Origin of the sequence: Anabaena sp. CCY 0017 (assembly GCF_963920885.1) — a bacterium.
In the GTDB taxonomy this organism is placed as follows: Bacteria; Cyanobacteriota; Cyanobacteriia; order Cyanobacteriales; family Nostocaceae; genus Nodularia.
Genome location: NZ_CAWUDG010000002.1, coordinates 158,566 through 180,213, shown reverse-complemented (window position 1 = coordinate 180,213; position 21,648 = coordinate 158,566). Strand labels below are relative to the sequence as shown.

Here is a 21,648-nt window from a genome sequence, read left to right as displayed (position 1 = left end):
TTTGTGAATACCGCATTGAGACAAGGTTTGGTACACACGGCTCAATACTTCCCTAGTTGAGCCTCCTGTAAGCTTAATTGGTTAAGCGTTGGGTCAAGCCAAGACATTCTAACCTTGTTGCACCGAAGGGACTTAAACAGGTTTGCTGGTTCCTGGGCTTATCGCCATTTAAAAACCAGTATTTAAAAAGCCGATGCTCAAAGCACGGGGTTTCTACCCATTTTTATGATGAAACGACGAGATTTGATGGGCTATGCTGGGGCGGGTTTAGTCACAGCGCTGGTTACTAATTTAGGTTCCCACCTGACAGCTGACGCGCAATCTAGCGGTTTATCAGTTCAGTGGTTGGGTCATACTTGTTTTTTATTTACTGGTGGTGGAGTGAGGATTCTTGTCAATCCATTTCACACAGTCGGCTGTACTGCTGGCTATCGTCCACCAAAAGTTACAGCAGATTTAGTCCTAATTAGTAGTCAGTTATTAGATGAAGGTGCTGTAGACGGACTACCAGGAAACCCGAAGTTAGTATTTGCGCCTGGTGCTTACGAGTTTCAACGTATTAAATTGCAGGGAATTGCTATAGACCATGACCGCAGAGGTGGTAGGCAATTTGGGATAAATACGGCTTGGCGTTGGCAGCAAGGGGGAATTAATATCTTGCATCTAGGAGGCGCTGCTGCACCTATTTCCACTGAACAAAGAATTATGATGGGTCGTCCTGATGTGGCGTTAATCCCAGTGGGAGGAAGTGATAAGGCGTATAATGCCCAAGAAGCCAAGCAGGCTATTGGGGTGTTAAATCCTAGGTTAGTGGTTCCCACTCACTACCGGACACCAGCTGCTGATGCTGCGTGTGATATTACGCCAGTGGATGAATTTTTAAATCTGATGGAGGGGATGAGAGTTCGTCGTGCTAATTCTGATACTATTGCCATTAGCTCTAGTAATCTCCCCGAAACTAGTGAGATTCAGCTTTTAACTTACAAGTTTTAATTAATAAAAGACCCCACCCCTAGCCCCTCCCCGCAAGCCTACGGTGTACACACAAGTGATCTGATCCCCCTAAATCCCCCTAAACCCCTTCGGGGATGCGCCTTCGGCGTAGAAAAAGGGGGACTTTGATTCTAGTTCCCCCCTTATCAAGGGGGGTTAGGGGGGATCGAAACGCTCTTAGGCAACTTGATAAGACTTGTGTGTACACGGTAGCCCCGCAAGCGAGGAGGGGAAAAGAGTATAGGGGTTTTTATCAGCTTTAAGATGTAATTAAACTGAGTTTATACTCAGCACTCAGCACTGATTTAGGCGGTGAACCATTCTGGTGACAGTCTATTTTCTTCAGCGACAAAAGACTCAGTTGCTGTTGTGCCATTCATAGACCAAATTCTATCTACACTTGTTTGTTGGTCGCGCCAGTAGATGTCAGTTGTGCCATTACCATCGAAGTCACCCAATGATGGAGTCAAGCCAGGAGCAATACTGGGTAGGAAGGCTTCTGTGCTGACTGTGGTACCATCCATCAACCAGGCTGTGTTTTCACCAGTTACCTGGTTATGCCAGAAGATATCAGTTTTACCATCGCCATTGAAGTCACCAATAGAAGATTGCCAGGATGAGTCTAGTGTTGCTAGCGCTCCTTCAGTGACAAAAATACCATTCATTGTCCAAATCTTGTTTTCACCTGTTTCTGCATTACGCCACAGAATATCAGTTCTTAAATCACCGTTGAAATCACCAAGGGTATAGTTCCAGGTAGGGTCTTGCGATTGGAGACCAAACTCGGTCTTGTTCGTGCCATCCATAAACCAGACTTTGTTCTCACCGGTTGTCTGATTGCGCCAGAAGATATCACTCTTGCCATTACCGTCGAAATCAACAATGGTGGGAGCATAGGTTGTGTCTGTGTTTTCTAGAACGGCGGCATCAATAACTGTGATGCCATCCATTGTCCAAATAGCATTTTGACCACTTTCAGCATTATGCCAGAAGATATCGGTCTTGCGATCGCCATTGAAATCGCCAATTTTAGCAGTCCAATTGGGGTCAACTGTTTCCAGTGCAACTGTATTAGCTACTCTTGTGCCATCCATTAACACAATGCGATTTTCACCTGTGACTTCATTACGTAATAAGAAGTCAGTCTTGCCATCAGCGTTGAAATCGGCAATTGTGTAAGTCATAGCTGATAGATCATATTGGCCCAAGGAAGCTTCTTCGATAATCCTTGTACCATCCATCAGCCGAACGACGATTTCACCTGTTGCGGCATTTACCCACAGTTTGTCTGTTTTGCCATCAGCGTTGAAATCAGGAACTATTGCGGCACTGGTTAAGTAAGGATTAGGATTGGGGTTTGCTCCTCCAAACAAATTGGGAAGTGTTGGTATAGGGTTTGATGGTGAGGAACTATTACTACTTGGTAAACCAGTATTTAATTCTGTGTCAGAATTAGATACTAACAATGCCGATTTTGCCAAAGAATTATCAAATGCTATCTTCATTGCTTCCTCAAATCCAGAGGGTTTTTGCTGTCCAAACATAGTGTATTTTTATGACTTGTTGTCATACAAGTTTTATCTTTTTTGTTGTCTTGCTTTCTGTACTCAAAAAACATTATTTCTAATTTAAATATTTTTTCATAAACATTTATTAAATGTAAATGTCAGTCATTCTACACATTTCTTAGTTTAATTAATGATTCTATTTTCTGCGTCAATTATCAGGATTAATAGACAATTGTCAAATGTTTACTAAGGTGAATTATCATGAAAAAACTATATTTAAATAACGGCTAATATTGCCAAAGATACTGTTATTCTCAATACATTAAAAATACTGCATTTGAGTTCAACCCAGATTAATATCTGGGTGTGAGTAATTAATCAAAGAAATATTAGCTAAAATAATTTAAATTAGACACAAGTTTCCCTAGTTACAGTCGTCTAAAGTGTAGAATAATACTAAAAATTACAAATTGATTACTTATGCAAGCAGAATATCAGCAACGTCGCGATCGCTTAATGGCAAAAATTGGTAATGGTACGGCGATTTTTCGCAGTGCGCCAATGGCCGTAATGCACAACGATGTTGAATACACTTATCGTCAGGACAGTGATTTTTTCTATCTAACTGGGTTTAACGAACCGCAAGCCGTAGCAGTATTAGCGCCACACCATCCAGAACATCGGTTTGTGTTGTTTGTCCAACCGAAGGATCGAGAAAAGGAAGTTTGGACCGGTTATTTATGTGGGGTGGATGCAGCCAAGGAAAAGTATGGTGCTGATGCAGCTTACCCCATCGCTGAACTAGAGGAAAAGTTGCCTCAGTATTTGGAAAAGGCTGATCGCATTTACTATCATTTAGGACGCGATCGCACTTTTAATGATACTATCCTCAAACATTACCAAAATCTACTACGGACGTATCCCAAGCGTGGCACAGGTCCGACTGGCATTGAAGATACTGGAACCATCCTCAGCAGCATGAGATTGGTGAAAAGTGAAGCCGAATTAGAATTGATGCGTCAAGCTGCGGACATCGCTGTGGAAGCACACAATCGCGCGAGGGAATTTACCGCACCTGGACGTTATGAGTACGAAATCCAGGCGGAAATAGAACATACCTTTAAGTTACGCGGTGGGATGGGGCCAGCTTATCCTTCTATTGTGGCTTCTGGTGTGAATGCCTGTGTATTACATTACATCGAAAATCATCGGCAAATGCAAGATCAGGAATTGCTACTGATTGATGCTGGTTGTGCTTATGGTTATTACAACTCTGATATTACCAGGACATTTCCGGTAGGGGGTAAGTTTACACCAGAGCAAAAAACATTGTATGAGATTGTTTTAGAGGCTCAAAAACAGGCGATCGCTCAAGTAAAGCCGGGTAATACTTTTAACTCGGTTCACGATGCTGCCGTGCGTGTGATTACAGAAGGATTAGTAGAACTTGGTATCCTCAAAGGCGAAATTGACAAGTTAATTGAGGAAGAAAAATATAAACCTTATTATATGCACCGCACCAGCCATTGGTTAGGCTTAGATGTTCATGATGTGGGTGTTTATCAACACGGCGAAGATAAACCGCAGATTTTGCAAGCTGGACAGGTGTTAACCGTGGAACCGGGACTTTATATAGTTCCAGAGACCAAACTAGCAGAAGACCAACCAGAAACAGATCCTCGCTGGGTAGGGATTGGGATTCGCATTGAAGATGATGTTTTGGTAACACCTACAGGACATGAAGTCTTAACGGCTGGGGTTCCCAAGGAAGTTGCGGAAGTAGAACGGTAAAAAATGGGGATGGTTTACAGTTATCAGTGATCAGTTAAGAGGGATAACTTGTTAACTGTTTACTGTTAACTGTTTACTGATTTAAGCGCGATCGCATATTTGTTCTACGGAAATAGAAATATCTGGAAATGCCAGGGGTTGAATTATTCCTGTAGTCCAGGTTTGTTTTGTGGCGTATTCTCCATCTAGGATGTCTCTAAACACCACCAAATGTAACTTTTTGAGATTTACAAACCAATATTCTAAAATACCTGCTGCGGCGTAAATTTTAGGCTTTAGTGCTAAATCTTTATCTAAACTAGAGTTAGCATACTCAATCAACCAAAAAACATTTTCTGGATAGGGATGATGTTCTCGATACTCCCGTCCTAAACTTTGGACAATGGCTAAATCAGGTTCGGGTTCTGAGTCGTTGGGTAGGGTAATGGGTTTAGCTTGACGTATTGTGGCACGTGTACCTAGCAAATTTGTGAGATACTGACCCGCTTCATGGCTACAATAAGCATGGGGTTCTCCTTCTGGCGACATTTCGATGATTTCTCCTTCCAATAATTCCACCTTGCGATCGCACAAAATACCAGCGTCAATCATGCTGTGATATTCGTCAATTGTCCACTTAGCCACAATTACGTTCATGACGATTGATTCCTCCCAATCATGCTTTCATCTACTATACACCTGCGCTAATTCGGCCTGTGGTGTGCTGTAATTCCTCTTCTGGGTAGTAGCAGTCAATACTAAACTATCCGAATATGTATATGGACTAATACCTTAACCATTTTTTGTAGGTTGGGTTAAGCGACAGCGCAACCCAACGCATTTGTTGGGTTTCATGCTGATTGCTCCGCAACGCTACCGCGAACAACCCAACCTACGAATTAAGGCTTTTTTCAATTTGGCGAAGGTATTGATGGACGGATCTTAATTTTATTAAAATATAAAACCTCAGATGGTAGACATTCCACAGGATTCTCCGCCAAAGTTGTTAGGTGCAGGTAGATCAGGACAAGTTTTTTTAGTTAATACACCTGAAGGTTCTATTGCCAGAAAAATATTCTTTGAAGATAAAATAGCCAATTTAATTCATTATTTTTTCTTTGGTGTTCCTAATCCTTACGTTTGGAACCAAAACGCCTTAAGCTGTGCTTACTATCGCCGCAAAATATTAAAGCAATTGGTTAAATTTTGGTTTGGTTCTCAACTCAGAGTTGCTGACGCATTTGCTATGGGGTGGAATGAAGAATTTCAAGCCTATCAATTAGATACAGAATTTATTGCTGGGAGACACGTTAAACTACAACAACCTTTTAGCCAAAATCAAGGCGAAGAGTTGTATCAGTTAGTTCACGTTATTATGATACCTTTGCAAAAACTACTAATAAAATCTGGCTTTGATGGTCTGGTTTGGCAAGCTGGTAAAGGTAGTCCCACAGCTTTAAACAATTTTTTATTAGAAAGTAACATAGCAGAAAAATATAGTTTTGTATTTATAGACTGCGAGTCTGGTGTTCCGGCCTTATTCCCTATTAATTTTTTCACCCTTTTTTCATTTTATTTACCAAAGGCATTTAAACATAGAAACCCATTATTTGATGATGTAGATATTCATAAATTAAAGCAATATATCTCTCAGGAAAAGGTTAATTTAGAAGATATATTAGGAACTGAACAATACTTGGAGATTTTAGAACAGGTCGAACATCTCGAATATAATCAAAAAAAATGGAAATCAATGAGGAGGTTTGACAGAAGTATTAAATATCAATTACACAAGGGTTATATCACTGAAAAACAGGCTAAATGGTTTTCTCAATATCCGTTGATTTGGTATATCCGCGAGTTAGGTAAAATAATTCGTATATGCTTGAAATTGTTGATAATTTCTTTGCCATCAAAACTATTCAACAAATTAAAAACTATTCATTATAAAAGAATAGTGAAGCAGTTGGGTAAATTCTTTTTTTCTCAGCGTTATAGATTAAAAATTGCCAGCGATTATGTTTCTAATAGAATTCTGGCTTGGCAAAAACGTGGTCAACTTACATCTGAAGAAGCCAATGATCTATTTACACGTTTATCTAGTGAAAATGCTAGTGCTTATTTGACAGATTTTGGTGTACATCTGGGCATTAAAGGATTTTTTAAAGCACTAGAAATTTTAATATTACCAATATTATATTCTACCGGGATTATTAATGAAATAGTATTGATAATTTGGTTCGCGGTTGGTGGTCCAGTATATAGGAGTATCTATACATCCTGGAGAATGATTGAAGAAGCCAGGGAAGGTAGAGAAGTACCTTGGTTCGCTTTGATAGTAGGTTTACTTCCTACTGTTGGTACTTTAGCTTACCCCTGTCAGATGATTTATTCAGCGACTGGAAAAAGAAGCAAGGTAGCTCAATTTATTATCTATGATTTTTTCACTAGATTGGGGGCAAAAATTCCCGCTTGGGGTGGTGAAGATACGCTGACTGAACACTTTTTTAATACTTTAGCTGATAAAATTGTACGCTGGTTTAAGGAAAGAGGTTAGTTAATTTCAGATATTTTTTGTTGTATCTGTTGGGGTGTGTGAAAATATAAAAAAATGAGAATTGTGTCAACCATGCACACTTATATTATTCTATGGGAAATCCTGGAATTAAACTATCAATTTCCTGCATTAGGCGCAAAGTCTCTGTTAAAGCAACAACGATTTTTTGATAGTGATTAATTTCTTCTTCTGACAATAGACGATGAGCATTTTTTCTATCTTTCAACCATTTATCTAATACTTGATATCCACCTATTTTAAATTCCCAGATATATTGAGGGATATCTGTAAAATAACTCTGTTTATTGATATATACTCTTTGCGACTCTGAATTATAGGTAACTTCGGTAACTTGGTTGTTTCCCTGATTTACAAATGTGGTAATTAATTTATTCAGTGTGGTAGATTTCATTAAATGTAAATTGACTAATTCTTCTCCTTTTTCAGCTAATGAGTTAAATAATTCTTTGTTACTGGTTAAGGGAAGACGAGGAAAATCTATTTTTAGAAATTCTGCGTATCTGCTGCGATAGGTGGGACTATGAAAAATAGCATAAGCATAGTAAAATATTTGTTTTGGGGTTGGTGTTTTACCCAGTTTGGTTTTGATGGTTTCTAAGAATTTCGGTGATAAGTTAGGAGTTTTTTGTATAAACAGGTTAGTTTGTTGATTTTCTGTGTCAGGATAAATGTAGAGAGGCAAATAGTAGCTACGTTCTCTTGAATTAATTGAAATAGTATTACCATCTCCTATATTTTCAGAAACAAAACAATGTTGAAAACCTATCTCTTTTTGCTGACGACATAAAATTAATGCTAAATTATCAAACTGTAAATTTCTCATGACTTCATGTTTTGTCAGTTCTACAATGTCTTTATGATGATAATAAAATCTTTTGTCGAACGGACGATATAAATATGTAGTGAAATAACTTTCCCATTTAAAATTTTTATTTAGTGATAATCTCTTTAAAGAAAGCTTCCAATCACGAGTATCTTTTAAATCATAAATAGTCGATATTTGTTCATCTGTGATTCGTAAGTCTATAAAATCTTCTATTCTTTTAGAAAGTTTATCTAAATCAAAATCAATAACAAAGTGATCTCGATGAGTTGTAACACCTGTTGAATTAACAGGAAAAATATCTGTAACAATCCAACCTTGATTATATTCTGTAACTAAATCAAAATCTTTCGGTGCAAAAAAGTAATTAGGTGCTGTTGGTTGTAACTCAATCCAATCAACATCATTTAAACTTGCAGATTCCAAAAACTGATATTTATCTTCACGACTTCCCCAGAGATCATAATATAAGACCTTCGCCATTTCCTTCACACCATCTCTGGATTTATAAGCAGTAGAAAAATAATCAGGTTCGCTTTTCTCGCGCACAGCAATTAAAATTGCTACTCCTTGCTGAATATCAAAAACATTTTGATCAATATTTCCATCGGGTGTAGTTTCTTTTAATAAAGAATTACCATGCAAATCCATGATATATAAACTATCAAAATACTTTAATAACTCCTCTCTCATCCCCCGATGAATTAAACCATTGAGATAGGAATGATTAGTAATAAAACCAATAATTCCATAACCTTTTGGTGTTTTTTGAATTTGATATTGAGCAAAACGAATAAATTTAATATAATCGTCATCTAAAGGTTGGATATTCTTTTCTTTTTCTAACCTAACTCGACCTTTATATAATTCTAAAAGTTCGCCAATATGGGTTAACTCAGTAATAGTTTTACCAGCTTTCCCAGTTTTATATTTCTTATTCCAAGCTGAACCAGTATATTCAACATCAGCTAAATATTTTTCGTCTTGATTTAAAAGCCTTTTGCGTTTACTCGCATTTTGAGAACTAACAGAATAAGGAGGATTTCCTAATACCACCATTACTGGAACTTCTGTTTTTACTTTTCCCGCTTGACTTGACTCTTCCGCAATAATTTGGGTAATACCAGGAATTAAATCACCTTGCTTTATTCCTTCTTCTAACGCATTAGTTAAATAAACTTTTAATCTTTCTTCTGGGGCAAATTTATAACCTAAATCTCCTAATAATAACCCTAATTTTAAATGTGCTATGGTATAAGGAGTCATTAATAACTCAAAGCCAAATAGGCGATTTACAAGTTTCGCATCTCTTAAAAAACTATTCCATTTATCAATTCCATATTTAGAAACATTATCCCGAATTTGTTTAATAACTGCATATAAAAAAGTTCCTGTTCCTGTTGCGGGGTCAAGAATAGTTACTTTGCGATTTCCTAAACCATCTTGTAAATCAAAAATGTTATCTAAAACTATCATTAACAGAACGAACGATAAAATTAACTACAGGTTCAGGAGTGTAATAAACTCCTCGATTTTTTCTTAATGAAGATTGATAAGCAGCTAAAAATGTTTCATAAAAGTGAATAACTGGGTCTTCTGTGCGGGTTTCTTGTCCAAATGTTTCTAAAATATTGGTCATGTCAACTGTATTTAGTAATTCCACTAAATTTTCAATTGACTTGTGAATTTTGCTCACGCCATCAGTAGCAATAACTATATCGAATAAACCTTTTAAAAAAGGGATTCTATCACTAATATAAATACTTGCTGTTGTGCGGTTGAATGCAAATTGTCCTGGGTTTTGTGCGTGACCAATTTTGGCTGTAAATAAACCATAAGCAATGGTTTGAGCATACATATCAGCAAAACTTTGATTATCTATATCCAGAATCAATATTTGTTTAAATGTTTCTTTTAATAGATTTAATTCTTCGGTGTTTGCTTCTATATCTAAAGTTGAGAAAATCGCATTTCTAATAGTTTTAGTATAAGCTGCCATTTCTTTAGCCAAATCATAATAGTTATTAATATCTTTGGCTTTTTGATTAAGAAATGATTCCAGTAATTCGGTAATGGGTTCTAAATCATCAACTAGGATAATTTCACCTTGTTCTAAATCAGCTAATTTAGCAGTTTTTTCACATTCTCCATCTACATACCAACGAAATTCTAGATAATTAGTTAAAATCAAGTTATAACCAATGTTTGATTCTAAATAACGTTTCAGTTGTTCAGTTTTTTCGGTTTTAGCTAAATCGACATTAATATCTTTAGCTTCTATATATCCTAAAACTCGATCATTTTTTCTGATAGTGAAATCAGGAATACCTTCTTGATTACCTTTTTCTTCAATTCTGGCATTAATTCCAATCATTAAACCTTCAATCAGTCTTTTTAAACTGGGGTAATGACTGCGTTCTCCACCGCGTTTAATATTGGTTTGTATGTCTTGGATGTAGTTGGTAAATTCAGTCATAGTAAGACAGGATAGATTATTTGTAATAATTCAGAGTAATTATTTTAAATTACCGAATAAACTATTATGGCGGTTCTCGGTTGAGTGAGATACAAGAACCCCACCCCCAACCCCCTCCCCGCAAGCCTACGGTGTACACACAAGTAGTATCTGCAAGGGTTTTAAGCCTTGTAGACCTTTAAATTGTCATTACGAGTGCAGCGATAGCGGAACGAAGTAATCGCATTGTCCCCTAGTCCTTGCGATTGCTTCGTCGTTCCTCCTCGCAATGACAGACTTTTCGGCGTAATCCTACAGCCAAGAGCTAGACGGCGAAACCAAGTGTTAGGGGGAATTTTCAGACTTGTGTGTACACCGTAGCCCCGCAAGCGAGGAGGGGGCTATGAGATACCTTATATAATAAGGAAACATTATATCAATACTGTTCGGTTAACGATATTTGCTCATTGGAGATCCCCCTAAATCCCCCTAAACCCCTTCGGGGATGCGCCTTCGGCGTAGAAGAAGGGGGACTTTAAGGGAGACCTTTAGCCCCCCTTTTTCAAGGGGGGTTGGGGGGATTCCTACGGTACGCTACGCGAACACAACCTTAACCGAAAAGTATTGAACGTTATATAGCAATACGGTTCAGTTAAGATTCAAACTCTTCGTTTAGGTCATTTTTTTTAACGTTCGCGTAGCGTGCGCGCAGCGCATACCGCCAAGTACGCCTTGGCGCTAGCCCCTCCCTTTGGGAGAAGGACACCAAGTGAAGAATGAGAAGGAAGAAATGCTTAACTGAACTGTATTGAACGTTATATAGATCCCTTATTAGAGACAACCGTAAATTTATTAACATTGATTAAAAAAAATAGGGATGGTTGATACCATCCCCATTAATCTCAAATTCAATTTAGAACCTTACAGTTGTGGTACAAACTGATTTTTCTCAGGTACTTCAGCGTATTCAGCGACAATTTGGCGGAATTCTTCGCCGTCAATGGTTTCTTTTTCGATGAGCAAATCTACTAGGCGATCGCAGACTGTGCGATTGTCACGCATAATTTGTTTAGCGTTGTCGTAACACTTTTCTACAATTTCGCGGACTTGAGCATCAATTCGAGCTGCAATGGATTCCGAATATTCAGAACGAGTTGTCCAATCACGACCCAAGAATACTTCACCTTGTTGGCTTTCCAGTGATAGTGGCCCTAAGTCGGACATTCCGAACCGAGTCACCATTTGGCGAGCCATTCCTGATAACTGCTGCAAATCTCCACCTGCGCCGGTTGTGACTTCCGCAGCGCCAAATACGATTTCTTCAGCAGCGCGTCCACCTAAAGCACCAGTAATTCTGGCTTTGAGTTGAGAACGAGAAATTAACCCTTGTTCTTCATCGGGAGTAAACCAAGTTAAACCCTGTGCTTGTCCGCGTGGGATGAGAGTAACTTTCTGTACGGGGTCATGTTCTTTTAACAAAGTCCCGACTAAAGCGTGTCCGACTTCATGGTAAGCAATCAAGCGCTTGCTCTTGCTGTCTACCAATGGAGTACCTTCCATACCAGCGACAACTCTATCCACCGCATCATCAATTTCGCGAATGGTGATACCTTCTTTGCGTCTTCTAGCGGTGAGAATTGCGGCTTCGTTGAGCAAGTTGGCTAAATCAGCACCTGTGAAACCAGGAGTTCGACGCGCGATCGCTTCTAACGATACACTAGGGTCAAGCTTCTTATTCCGGGCGTGAACTTGTAAGACTTCCAAACGTCCTTTAATATCAGGTGCGTCAACACCAATTTGACGGTCAAAACGACCGGGACGCAATAAAGCTGAGTCTAATACGTCAGGACGGTTGGTCGCAGCGATAATAATAATCCCTGTATTGCCTTCAAAACCATCCATTTCGGTGAGTAATTGGTTGAGAGTTTGCTCTCTTTCGTCATTACCGCCACCAATACCAGCGCCTCTTTGTCGTCCCACCGCGTCAATTTCATCTATAAAGATGATACAGGGCGCGTTATCTTTAGCTTTCTTGAACAAATCGCGGACACGGGAAGCACCCACACCAACGAACATTTCTACAAATTCTGAACCAGAAATACTGAAGAAAGGTACACCAGCTTCCCCAGAGATGGCTTTAGCTAGTAAAGTTTTACCAGTTCCTGGAGGTCCAATTAATAACACCCCTTTAGGAATGCGTGCGCCTACAGCAGTAAACCTTTCTGGCTGTTTCAGGAAAGTAACAACTTCTTGCAGTTCTTCTTTAGCTTCTTCAATACCTGCTACGTCGTCAAATTTGACTCCGGTTTTGGCTTCCATTTGGAAACGCGCCTTAGACTTGCCAAAGTTCATCGCTTGACCAGGGCCACCGGGCATATTGCTAGAGCGACGGAACAAAAAGAACAATCCAGTAATCAATAAGATTGGAAAAATGAGATTCCCCAATAGTCCCCAGATAGCGCCATCATTACGCATGGGGTGGGCATCAAAACTAATGTTTTTTTCTTTGAGCTTGGTAATTAACTCAGGAGAATTAATTGGCAAGTCCACCCGCCACCGTTGGATACGATTTTCGATATCTTGATCGTTTGCTTCGACAATTGCCGTTCTACCGCCTTCATACAGATCAACACTGGTAACACGGTTAGCGTCCAAGTATTCCAGAAAGCGACCATAGGTCATGCGGGTGTTGGCTGCATTTCTACTCATGTCAGCAGGAGCGCCAGCAAAAGCGCCTTGCCAGAAGAAAAAGCCAATTACCAAAGCAGGCAATGTCCAGAGTACTGCGACTCTCCAGGAGAATTTCATTTTAATTTGCCTCTAGATGCCAATACAATTAACCATCTCTAAAAACTGATGATGTTATCACCTGTGTCTAGATTAGGTGTGTCATTTTGTTTAATCTGATCTTTGATCGTAGATCGCTATAGAGCCATTAGGGCATTACTGCGATGTCAAAAAGTATCTTAATTAAAGTTAACTTAATTTTAATACAACTTTGCACCAGAAGAGAAGGAGCCGAGGATACGAAAAAACAGGTAAAATAGCCACAATAACTATCCCGCCGTCATTGCAGCATTTTTACATTACTTAAAAATTTCCTGAATTCTGGTGAGGAATGGAGATTTGCTTTTTTTGTCTCCCTCATCTTTCTTGTAAAGACGCGATAAATTGCGTGTCTTACGTCTTTACTTAACTTGCGTAATTTGTAACGTATAGGGAAAATACTTGTCTTTTTCGTATGAACCCAGCCAAATTTGATAATTTCCCGGTAGCCATTCCCCCACTATGCCAGGATTTTTGCCCTCATAATCGTCATTGCACCAAGTACCACCAGGGCCTTTGACAATCATGGTGGTGTCTTGAGGACTTTGTACCACTAGCTTCAGATAATCAAATCCACTGGTTAATTTTAATGTGTGTCCTGGGGTTTCATCCACAAATCCAGTACAGGGGCCAGTGGGTGTTTTAGACCGCCCAGCCACTTTACTCCCTGGTACTGAGCCGCCACTCATGCCCCGAATAGTCAAAGGATCTGGAGAAAATTGTCGTTTGATAGTAATGTCTCCAAATATTGGTGATGCTTGTTGAGCATCAGCTACGGCATGAATTCCCGATGTGATGCCGAGCGTAACTATCATCAACGATAATCTTATCCCTTGGTTTAGCGCTATTTTTGACATTGCGGTTACATAAGTTGCTCAGTGTTTTGCAAGACACGAATTTTACACAGCAAGTTCCCAGAATTAGCGAAATTGACTGACCATTGTATATGCGGTGCTAGCGATAATTCATGAGTAAATAGTCAATAATTTTCTGTGACTTTGAATGCTGGGAGTTGGGAAGAGGAAAAGGGATAGAACCTTTGTAGAGACGTTGTATACAACGTCTCTACATTCTTTGTAGGTGATATCTATTGAACGCTAATTTGCGGCAGCGATCGCTTTATTTAAACGTGGCTTGTCTAAACTAATCTGATTCAGTAGTAACCAGGATTGAATGAGGTCAGGGCCATGAACATCTCCAGTTAAAGCGGCTCGAAGCGATCGCATCACTAAGCCTTTCTTGAGTTTTTGCTCTTTGACTACCTGTTTAATCACCTCTTGGGCGGTTGCTTCGGAAAATTCGGGTTGACTTTCTAAGGCTGTGAGAATTGCCTGAAGTGCAACAGATGAACCTTCTTTTTGCAGTTGTTCCCTACCTTCTTCGGTAAACTCCACTGTTTCGGTGAAGAAAGGTTGAGTCATGTCTACAGCATCTACCAGACGAGTTAAACTCTGGCTGATTAAAGTCACTAACTGCTCTAACCAGGGGCGTTCTCGTCCACCCTCAAATGTAAATCTAGCCTCTTGCCAAAAGGGAATGATTGAATCTGTCAGTTTATCTATGGGCATACTATGCAGATACTGACTATTTAACCAATCCAATTTAGCCCAGTCAAATTTAGCCCCGGCTTTATTCACACGCTCAAAGCTAAAGTTTTTTGCTGCGGTTTCTAAAGTAAAGATTTCCTCAGTAGAGTCTGGGGGCGACCAACCCAGCAAAGTCATGTAATTTACTAAACCTTCAGCAGTAAAGCCCAACTTCTGAAAATCCGAAATAGAAGTAACTCCATCCCGTTTAGAAAGCTTACGCCCTTCCATATTCAAAATCAAAGGCGTGTGGGCAAATTCGGGAATTTTTGCGCCTAAAGCTTCATATAACAGAATTTGCTTGGCGGTGTTGGCGATGTGGTCTTCTCCCCGAATGACATGGGTAATTTGCATATCGATGTCATCAATCACAACTACAAAGTTGTACAAGGGTTGACCAATACCTGTTTCTGAGGCGCGGGCGATCACCATATCACCACCAAGATCACTACCTCGCCAAGTCATGCTTCCCCTTACTAGGTCATTCCAGATAATTTCTCGCTCATCAGCAATTTTGAACCGAATTACACAGCTGCGTCCTTCGGCTTTGAAGGCTGCTTCTTGTTCTGGTGTCAGGTGACGGTGGCGGTTGTCGTAGCGGGGGGCTTCGTTTCTGGTTTTTTGTCTTTCTCGGAGTGTTTCTAGTTCTTCTGAGGTTGTATAGCAGCGATAAGCTAAACCTTGTTCTAAAAGTTTTTCTACCGCCTCTTTATACATATCCAGGCGTTGAGATTGGAAAAAGGGGCCTTCATCCCAATTCAACCCCAGCCAGCGAAAACCAGCCAGAATATTTTCCGTATATTCGGGACGCGATCGTTCTAAATCTGTGTCTTCAACGCGTAAAATAAACTGACCACCGTGGTGGCGGGCAAATAACCAGTTAAATACAGCAGTTCTGGCTGTACCAATATGTAAATTACCAGTTGGACTTGGTGCAATACGGACTCTAACAGTCACAATTAATTCTCTCTTTCACAAAGCACGATAAATGTAGCTTATACTAAGCCCTGAATCCTGAGTTAAAGGAATCACGACTTATATATATATCCCCAGTCAGATATTTATCATCTGCCGGGGGAATAAAAAATTATTACTCGTAATTAGAACGGGACTGACGGGGCTCGAACCCGCAACTTCCGCCGTGACAGGGCGGTGCTCTAACCAATTGAACTACAGTCCCTTGATTTCCAACTTTACTATTGTTGCTTTTTTCTTTGGCTTTGTCAAGTCTTTTGGGAGAAAAAAGGAAATTTTTTTATTTCGGCGTTTTTTCAGCGACTTTACTATTTCAGAATCAAAGCATATCTTAGCACTTCTCAGCCTGGGGAGTCACGGCCATTTGTTGTAGTATTTGGGATTGCATCTGTTTATACTGTTCCTTTAACAGATTTTTGCTCAGATGAGCTTTCGATGAGGGCGGTAGGCTTTTACTTTGTTCTACCCAAGTCTTCAACAGTTGTCGCCGATTAAAATCTATGTAACTGCTAAGAACGTTGGCACAGTCATGGGGTGCTTCCAAGGTAAAGCAAACCACAGGGTAACGTTCATGTTCGGCTAATGCATACACCAGTTGATGATTTTGGGTATTTTGCATATTTAGGTAACAGGGCAACCACTTTAAACCGAGGGCTGGAGTATAAATTACTGTCACCCACAGCAGCATGGGATGGGGAGATGTGATCCAAATAAACTGGTTGCGAATCTGACAAACTGCACGTTTATGGATCTCTTCTTGAGGCAACATTAGGCAGATTGTGGTTACACTTTTGGGTGCAATGTCAAGAATTTGCGGAAAGACAATTTCCTGAATGGGTTTATCTTTAGGCCATGTCAGTTCCCAACATTTTTTTTCTATGGCTAGGGGTAAGTCAGAGACTACAGGTGTTTTTGGGGTTGATACAGGGGCTGGAGTTGCCGGATAATCAGGAGTGATGGATTTATCTACACTGTTCAACACTTGTAATATTTCCTGCATATTTTGGGGGCGATCGCTTGGTGTTTTCTCCAGACAAGCCATGATTAAATCATTGAGTTGCTGAGGTAGTTTGAGTTGGGGATTCACATCTGCGATCGCTTGTGGTGCTTCAAAGTGATGTGCTTTATACCAAGCCCCAAATAAATTTGTTTCTGGCTGCCAAGGTTTAGCACCTGTGAGCATTTCAAACATCACCACACCCAAACTATAAATATCAGATCGACTATCTAATTCTCCTCCTTCTAATTGTTCAGGAGAAGAGTAGGGCAGAGTGCCATTAAATCCTTTATTTGTGCTGAATGTTGAGGCATAATTGACAAATTTAGCTATGCCAAAATCCAGGATTTTCACTAATTGTCCTAATATGGGATCAGGAACAACTAATATATTAGCGGGTTTAATATCTCTATGAACTAAAGGATAAATTTGTCCTTCAAAATCAATCCCTTGATGAGCGCAGTTTAAACCCAAGCAAATTTGACGTGTCAGAGTCAAAAAATTGGGTAAAGGCATGGGAATTAAATCCTTTAAGCTCTTGCCTTTAAGATATTCCATAACATAGAAAGGTTTCCCAGCTTCACTGACACCATAATCATGCGCCCTGACTATATGTAAACTTCTTTGACTCAATGCTGCACTCATCAGAGCTTCATGAATAAAATCCTGTTTCATTTTGGGAGTGGAAACAGTTTGAGAAAGAAACTTAACTGCCACTGGTATTCCACCTAGTAAAACATCTTCAGCTAAAAATACTTCACCCATTCCCCCTTTAGCAATTAACTCTAAGATTTGATAACGGTTAGCCAGCAAACCTGTATTATTTGGAGAAGCAAATGCGCTTTGATTCACTTTTTTTAACCTCTTTTGCGTTCATATTCTGAAATTAGCTATTTTGGTAAAAATATTTTTTTTAATTGCTTATAATTTCTTTGAAGTCCGCGAGAAAATTTGCATGATTTTCACAAAAAAAATTGTTAGCCAAGTTTTAAATTCTTCTTTTTCAATCTGGGGATTTACCGACATTTTTTTGAGTATTTCTAATTTTAATTTTTTGTATTCTGTTTTCAGAATGGTTTTAGCTTGGCTGGAAGAAATTAACTGATATGATTTTGGATTCAGTGCGAGCCAATCAGTAAGTTGCTGACGCTGACTAGGACTTAAATTCAAAGTCATGACATGGGCGCAACGTCTGGGTTGTTCCATTGCAAAAAATAGCAGATGATAATAGCCCTTATCTGCTAAAAGTTTGAGTATCTTTTGTCCTCGGTCATCTCTGATATCTAAGAAAAAAGATAACCAGCGTGTCAGAGAAGACTCGGCATCACATAACACTGTTACCCACAATATTATCGGGTATATATTCATTTTAGCAATAAATTCTGTGCTGTGACTTTTATCTAGTAATTGGGAAATTTCTTGTTGGGGTAACATTGCCCAAAAAGTTGGTAAAATACCTTGATTGCTATGTAATAAATGAGGAAAACCAATAGCAGCAATTGGTTTATGTTTTGGCCAAGATTTTTGTAAACACTCTTGTTCTGAGCCTGAATTTATAGGTACTAATTGTACAGAAGATGAATTTCGTAAAATTTCGCTATTATGGCTAACATTTTCTAATTTAATTTGTTTTAAAATTTCTAATATTTGAATTACATTTTTCGGGCGATCGCTAACTTGTTTGGCTAAACATTTTAAGATTAATTCTTGTAATCTTAGAGGTATTTTTACCTGTGAATTTACTTCCTCAAACCCTAGTGGTGTTTGAAAGTGATGAGCTTGATACCAACTACCGAAAGAGTTAGTCTCTGTTTTAAATGGATGTTTACCTGTCAGCATTTCAAACATCAAAACGCCCAAACTATAAATATCAGAGCGCACATCGATTAATTTACGTCCTTCCATATGTTCAGGAGAGCAGTAAGGTAAACTACCAATAAAAGAATCAGTTAGTGTTATACCACTGCGTTCAGTTAAAAATTTGGCAATTCCAAAATCAAGAATCCGCACAATTTCGCTTTTTTTAGCATCTTCAGTAATAAATATATTTTCTGGTTTAATATCTCGATGCACAATCGGATAAATTTCACCTTTAAGGCTAATACCTTGGTGAGCATATCGTAACCCCAAACAAATTTGATAACAAATATATAAAAATCTTTTTGTATTTAATGGTTGGAATTGAATGGTTTTTTTCAAATTTTGACCTTGAAGATATTCCATGACATAAAAAGGAGTTTTATCATCTGTCATGCCATAACTTAAAATACGGACAATATTTTTGCTTTTACGGCCTAGTTGAGCGCCAATAAAAATTTCTCTAGCAAAGCGTTGGGATATTTTCTGATTGTCTAAACTCATGATCAGAATTTTTATGGCAACTTGTATGCGACCCTTGGCTAAATCTTCTGCCAAGTAAACTCTGCCCATTCCCCCTTTGCCAATCAAATCTTTTATTAAATAGCGATTATTTAAAAACTTTCCAATATAAACGTCTTTTTCGGTTTCTGGATTGACCATATTGGGAGATATTACGCTATAGAATAATTGATCAACTCCAAATCATACCAAGTATGTGTAAAAATTTCCAATAATATTAGGGCTTATTTACAAAAAAGCAATAACGCAAATGCGACAGAAAAAGGTTAGCGGATCACCATCTCATATAGTTGTGCTTACTGTGTCGCTTTGACATCAGGGTGTGAGTTGCCATAATGTATAGCAAAGAACACTAGCGATATAACGGTGGCTATATTAAACTTTGTATAACATATTAACTTTCAAAAACATAAGAGAAAATTCACTGATGTTACTAATGAACCGGGGTAAGCAGGCACGAATAAACCCAACTATATAACAAAATGTAAATTGTCTAAAACCCGATAAAGTCGTCAGGGCGCAAGGCCTTGCGCCCCTACTGTGTGGTCTATTTACCTGAAAATAGCTGTAAGCATTTCTTCCTTATCTTTCTTGACTTTGGCTACAGCCCTTCGGGCATACTACGGCAGGCGCTAGCCTCTCCCTTTATGATTAATTTTTAGCGCTGTAAATTGCGAATTAAACGACGAAATAATCGGAATATTGGTGATTCTATTTTGATTTTAAAAGCCAGAATTTGGTTACGTTGCAGTGAATTAAAATTGTTATCACTAACCATAATTAATGAGCGCTGTCCATCAGGTAGCCAAGGGCCAAGGGTTAAGCCTTCTACATTGTCTAATAATACATCTAGGCTTCTCAAATCTAATAGCAATTTTTTCTTGACTGGGTTAATTTTTTGAGAGTCAAATTCTAAAAGGCTATCGATATTCTGAATTTCATCAGCACCTGCTAAGGAAACCTGAAATAGGGAAACAGCAAATCCTACACCTGTAAAAGACCTTTCTATACTTAGGAAATGTCCTTGATTATCTAAAGCTAGTAAGTCAGGTAAACCACTAGCAAACCTACCAGTTATATTTAACATTTCTGCTACTGGTTCAGTTTGGTACAAAAATTCCTTTTCTGGTAAATTTGTGAGCAGATTGTATTGCAAAATTCGGCAAGAAGTACCAAGATTGGGTTTAGCTGCTGGCCCGTCTTGAATTAAAGCATTTTCTGTGGCTGTGAATAAATGTTGATTGTCAGGTGTAATGCTGAGACTTTCAAAGGCTAAGTTGTTCTGGATACCCTGCTTACCGTTTTTATCTGGTAAAAACTTATTTGGTATGGGTAATGTGGTGCGTATTCTACCAGAAGAAAGGGCGAACTCTTTAATAAAAGGATTAATTAATTGTTTAACATCGCCTTCAGAAGAGATGAAGACGGTATCCCGGTTAGTGATAGTAATTCCCTCTGTATCGGTTTCACCCGGAGCAAAGGGTTGATTATCTTGATTTAAAAGAGTAGTCACACCAACAGGAACAACATCTCCATTTTGCAATAGACCTTTACTCAAGTCTATTTTCAGTGTGTAGAATCTATCCGGAGATTTTTGTCCTCGGTCATCAGAAATAGCATAATAAATATCATTTTTTTCATCGTATGTGATTCCAGATAAACCACCAATTTCTGTATTTTGAAAACTTAACCTTTTTGATAAAGTTGCTTCCCCAATAAATTCTATATTACTAATTTCAAAAGCATTTGTATAGGAATTTGTAAAGAAAAAACTAACAGTTATAATTGTCAGCGTGATGCAAATAATTATAGAAAAAAGTAACAAATTTTTAATTAGCTTCATATTGTTTGGCTTAATAGTCGTTCTCGGAAACCCCACCCCTAGCCCCTCCCCGCAAGCGAGGCTACCGTGTACACACAAGTCTTATCAAGTTGCCTAACAGCGTTTCGATCCCCCCTAACCCCCCTTGAGAAGGGGGGAAAATTTCTTAAAGTCCCCCTTTTTCTACGCCGAAGGCGCATCCCCGAAGGGGTTTAGGGGGATTTAGGGGGATCAGATCACTTGTGTGTACACCGTAGCGCAAGCGAGGAGGGGGACTTAAGTAAGATGTTAAACTAGCTTATTAACTGTTTAAAACCCAACGTTGGCGTTATTTTATCGGGTTGCTATTAGTTAAAACAAATCTCACTTTTGAGTTGGAAAACTAGCGTAGGTAGGAACGATGCTTTCTGCGGCGTTTTTTCCCAAACTTGGTGAAAAATAGAGAGAAATTGTTTGTATTCGGTTGATTAGATATTCCTGAGTCTGGACTGGTTTGTTGCTTTTTTCTCCAGTGGTCGATTGAGTAAATATCGAAACTGTGTCCAGCTAGTAAAATAAATAATACCAGAGCGTAACTGAGCATGGATGTCGCAGCACCCCAGTTTTGGACTGAGGTAACGCCCAATTTTAAGATAATCATCAGGATAAATGTGGCTATTAGAGAGCCACGAGTTGCTAACCCGATGGTAATTAATACCCCCACGATTAACTCTACTGGGGGAACGAGGTAAGAGTTAATTCTTACCATAAATTCGGGAAAATAAGAATCTTTCAGTTGCTCAACTATACCTTCTGCAAAACCGGGGATATCGAAAATGCGGGTAAATCCATGATTAAAGTAATTTACACCAATGAGAATTCGCAGCAATAAATAAGCGATCGCTATATCTTGTGGTTTGAGGCTAATGTAATTTTTTTGATCATTCATTGCTTTAA

The 21,648-nt window shown here is 38.9% G+C and carries 14 protein-coding genes and 1 tRNA gene; 3 read left to right on the top strand and 12 right to left on the bottom strand.

From position 1 onward, the window contains the following. Nucleotides 1-228: 228 nt before the first annotated feature. A complete protein-coding gene (locus ACM0OW_RS03030; protein WP_414548831.1) occupies nucleotides 229-993 on the top strand; it encodes an MBL fold metallo-hydrolase in 765 nt (254 codons plus the stop codon). 305 nt (nucleotides 994-1,298) lie between these two features. On the opposite strand, the gene ACM0OW_RS03025 is transcribed toward ACM0OW_RS03030, so the two are convergent. Then, on the bottom strand, nucleotides 1,299-2,537 hold the full coding sequence (locus ACM0OW_RS03025) for an FG-GAP repeat domain-containing protein (protein ID WP_414548559.1): 1,239 nt from the start codon (nucleotides 2,535-2,537) through the stop codon (nucleotides 1,299-1,301). Between the two features lie 444 nt (nucleotides 2,538-2,981). Here ACM0OW_RS03025 and ACM0OW_RS03020 point away from each other — a divergent pair, with 444 nt between their 5' ends. Continuing rightward, nucleotides 2,982-4,292, top strand: coding sequence for an aminopeptidase P N-terminal domain-containing protein (locus ACM0OW_RS03020; protein WP_414548558.1), 1,311 nt, complete (start codon nucleotides 2,982-2,984; stop codon nucleotides 4,290-4,292). Nucleotides 4,293-4,373: 81 nt separating this feature from the next. On the opposite strand, the gene ACM0OW_RS03015 is transcribed toward ACM0OW_RS03020, so the two are convergent. Then, nucleotides 4,374-4,928: a Uma2 family endonuclease gene (locus tag ACM0OW_RS03015; RefSeq protein WP_414548557.1), complete on the bottom strand. Its 555-nt coding sequence runs from the start codon at nucleotides 4,926-4,928 to the stop codon at nucleotides 4,374-4,376. 346 nt (nucleotides 4,929-5,274) lie between these two features. Between ACM0OW_RS03015 and ACM0OW_RS03010 the strand changes: the two genes are divergently transcribed. Beyond that, entirely contained in the window at nucleotides 5,275-6,828 is a 1,554-nt protein-coding gene (locus tag ACM0OW_RS03010; RefSeq protein WP_414548556.1) for a hypothetical protein, read from the top strand. Nucleotides 6,829-6,913: 85 nt separating this feature from the next. On the opposite strand, the gene ACM0OW_RS03005 is transcribed toward ACM0OW_RS03010, so the two are convergent. From ACM0OW_RS03005 to ACM0OW_RS02960, 10 genes are all read right to left on the bottom strand, one after another. After that, a complete protein-coding gene (locus ACM0OW_RS03005) occupies nucleotides 6,914-9,148 on the bottom strand; it encodes a type ISP restriction/modification enzyme (protein WP_414548555.1) in 2,235 nt (744 codons plus the stop codon). Then, nucleotides 9,132-10,148 (bottom strand): N-6 DNA methylase, encoded by a 1,017-nt coding sequence (locus ACM0OW_RS03000; protein ID WP_414548554.1) that lies wholly within the window; start codon nucleotides 10,146-10,148, stop codon nucleotides 9,132-9,134. The genes ACM0OW_RS03005 and ACM0OW_RS03000 overlap by 17 nt, the downstream gene beginning before the upstream one ends. Before the next feature lie 900 nt (nucleotides 10,149-11,048). Next, the gene (gene ftsH2 / locus ACM0OW_RS02995; protein WP_414548553.1) at nucleotides 11,049-12,935 is read right to left on the bottom strand and encodes an ATP-dependent zinc metalloprotease FtsH2; all 1,887 of its coding nucleotides are present in this window, start codon (nucleotides 12,933-12,935) and stop codon (nucleotides 11,049-11,051) included. 380 nt (nucleotides 12,936-13,315) lie between these two features. Further along, on the bottom strand, nucleotides 13,316-13,810 hold the full coding sequence (locus ACM0OW_RS02990) for a hypothetical protein (protein ID WP_414548552.1): 495 nt from the start codon (nucleotides 13,808-13,810) through the stop codon (nucleotides 13,316-13,318). A 240-nt stretch (nucleotides 13,811-14,050) separates the two neighbouring features. Beyond that, the gene (gltX, locus tag ACM0OW_RS02985) at nucleotides 14,051-15,496 is read right to left on the bottom strand and encodes a glutamate--tRNA ligase (RefSeq protein WP_414548551.1); all 1,446 of its coding nucleotides are present in this window, start codon (nucleotides 15,494-15,496) and stop codon (nucleotides 14,051-14,053) included. 149 nt (nucleotides 15,497-15,645) lie between these two features. Next, nucleotides 15,646-15,719 (bottom strand) — tRNA-Asp (locus ACM0OW_RS02980). 126 nt (nucleotides 15,720-15,845) lie between these two features. Beyond that, nucleotides 15,846-17,363, bottom strand: a complete 1,518-nt coding sequence (locus ACM0OW_RS02975) for a serine/threonine protein kinase (RefSeq protein WP_414548550.1) — start codon at nucleotides 17,361-17,363, stop codon at nucleotides 15,846-15,848. 69 nt (nucleotides 17,364-17,432) lie between these two features. Then, a complete protein-coding gene (locus ACM0OW_RS02970; protein ID WP_414548549.1) occupies nucleotides 17,433-19,031 on the bottom strand; it encodes a serine/threonine protein kinase in 1,599 nt (532 codons plus the stop codon). A 517-nt stretch (nucleotides 19,032-19,548) separates the two neighbouring features. Then, nucleotides 19,549-20,733 carry an esterase-like activity of phytase family protein gene (locus ACM0OW_RS02965; RefSeq protein ID WP_414548548.1) on the bottom strand — a complete coding sequence of 395 codons (1,185 nt, stop codon included), beginning with the start codon at nucleotides 20,731-20,733 and terminating at the stop codon, nucleotides 19,549-19,551. A gap of 361 nt (nucleotides 20,734-21,094) precedes the next feature. Next, nucleotides 21,095-21,640 carry a DoxX family protein gene (locus ACM0OW_RS02960; RefSeq protein ID WP_414548547.1) on the bottom strand — a complete coding sequence of 182 codons (546 nt, stop codon included), beginning with the start codon at nucleotides 21,638-21,640 and terminating at the stop codon, nucleotides 21,095-21,097. Between the last annotated feature and the right edge of the window lie 8 nt (nucleotides 21,641-21,648).

What these genes read in the sequence shown, in the direction of transcription:
- ACM0OW_RS03000 (WP_414548554.1), bottom strand. Translation starts at nt 10,148, where the DNA reads ATGACTGAATTTACCAACTACATCCAAGACATACAAACCAATATTAAA.
- ACM0OW_RS02990 (WP_414548552.1), bottom strand. Translation starts at nt 13,810, where the DNA reads ATGTCAAAAATAGCGCTAAACCAAGGGATAAGATTATCGTTGATGATA.
- ACM0OW_RS02965 (WP_414548548.1), bottom strand. Translation starts at nt 20,733, where the DNA reads ATGAAGCTAATTAAAAATTTGTTACTTTTTTCTATAATTATTTGCATC.
- ACM0OW_RS03005 (WP_414548555.1), bottom strand. Translation starts at nt 9,148, where the DNA reads ATGATAGTTTTAGATAACATTTTTGATTTACAAGATGGTTTAGGAAAT.
- ACM0OW_RS03015 (WP_414548557.1), bottom strand. Translation starts at nt 4,928, where the DNA reads ATGAACGTAATTGTGGCTAAGTGGACAATTGACGAATATCACAGCATG.
- ftsH2 (WP_414548553.1), bottom strand. Translation starts at nt 12,935, where the DNA reads ATGAAATTCTCCTGGAGAGTCGCAGTACTCTGGACATTGCCTGCTTTG.
- ACM0OW_RS03025 (WP_414548559.1), bottom strand. Translation starts at nt 2,537, where the DNA reads ATGTTTGGACAGCAAAAACCCTCTGGATTTGAGGAAGCAATGAAGATA.
- ACM0OW_RS02960 (WP_414548547.1), bottom strand. Translation starts at nt 21,640, where the DNA reads ATGAATGATCAAAAAAATTACATTAGCCTCAAACCACAAGATATAGCG.
- ACM0OW_RS03020 (WP_414548558.1), top strand. Translation starts at nt 2,982, where the DNA reads ATGCAAGCAGAATATCAGCAACGTCGCGATCGCTTAATGGCAAAAATT.
- ACM0OW_RS02970 (WP_414548549.1), bottom strand. Translation starts at nt 19,031, where the DNA reads ATGGTCAATCCAGAAACCGAAAAAGACGTTTATATTGGAAAGTTTTTA.
- ACM0OW_RS03030 (WP_414548831.1), top strand. Translation starts at nt 229, where the DNA reads ATGAAACGACGAGATTTGATGGGCTATGCTGGGGCGGGTTTAGTCACA.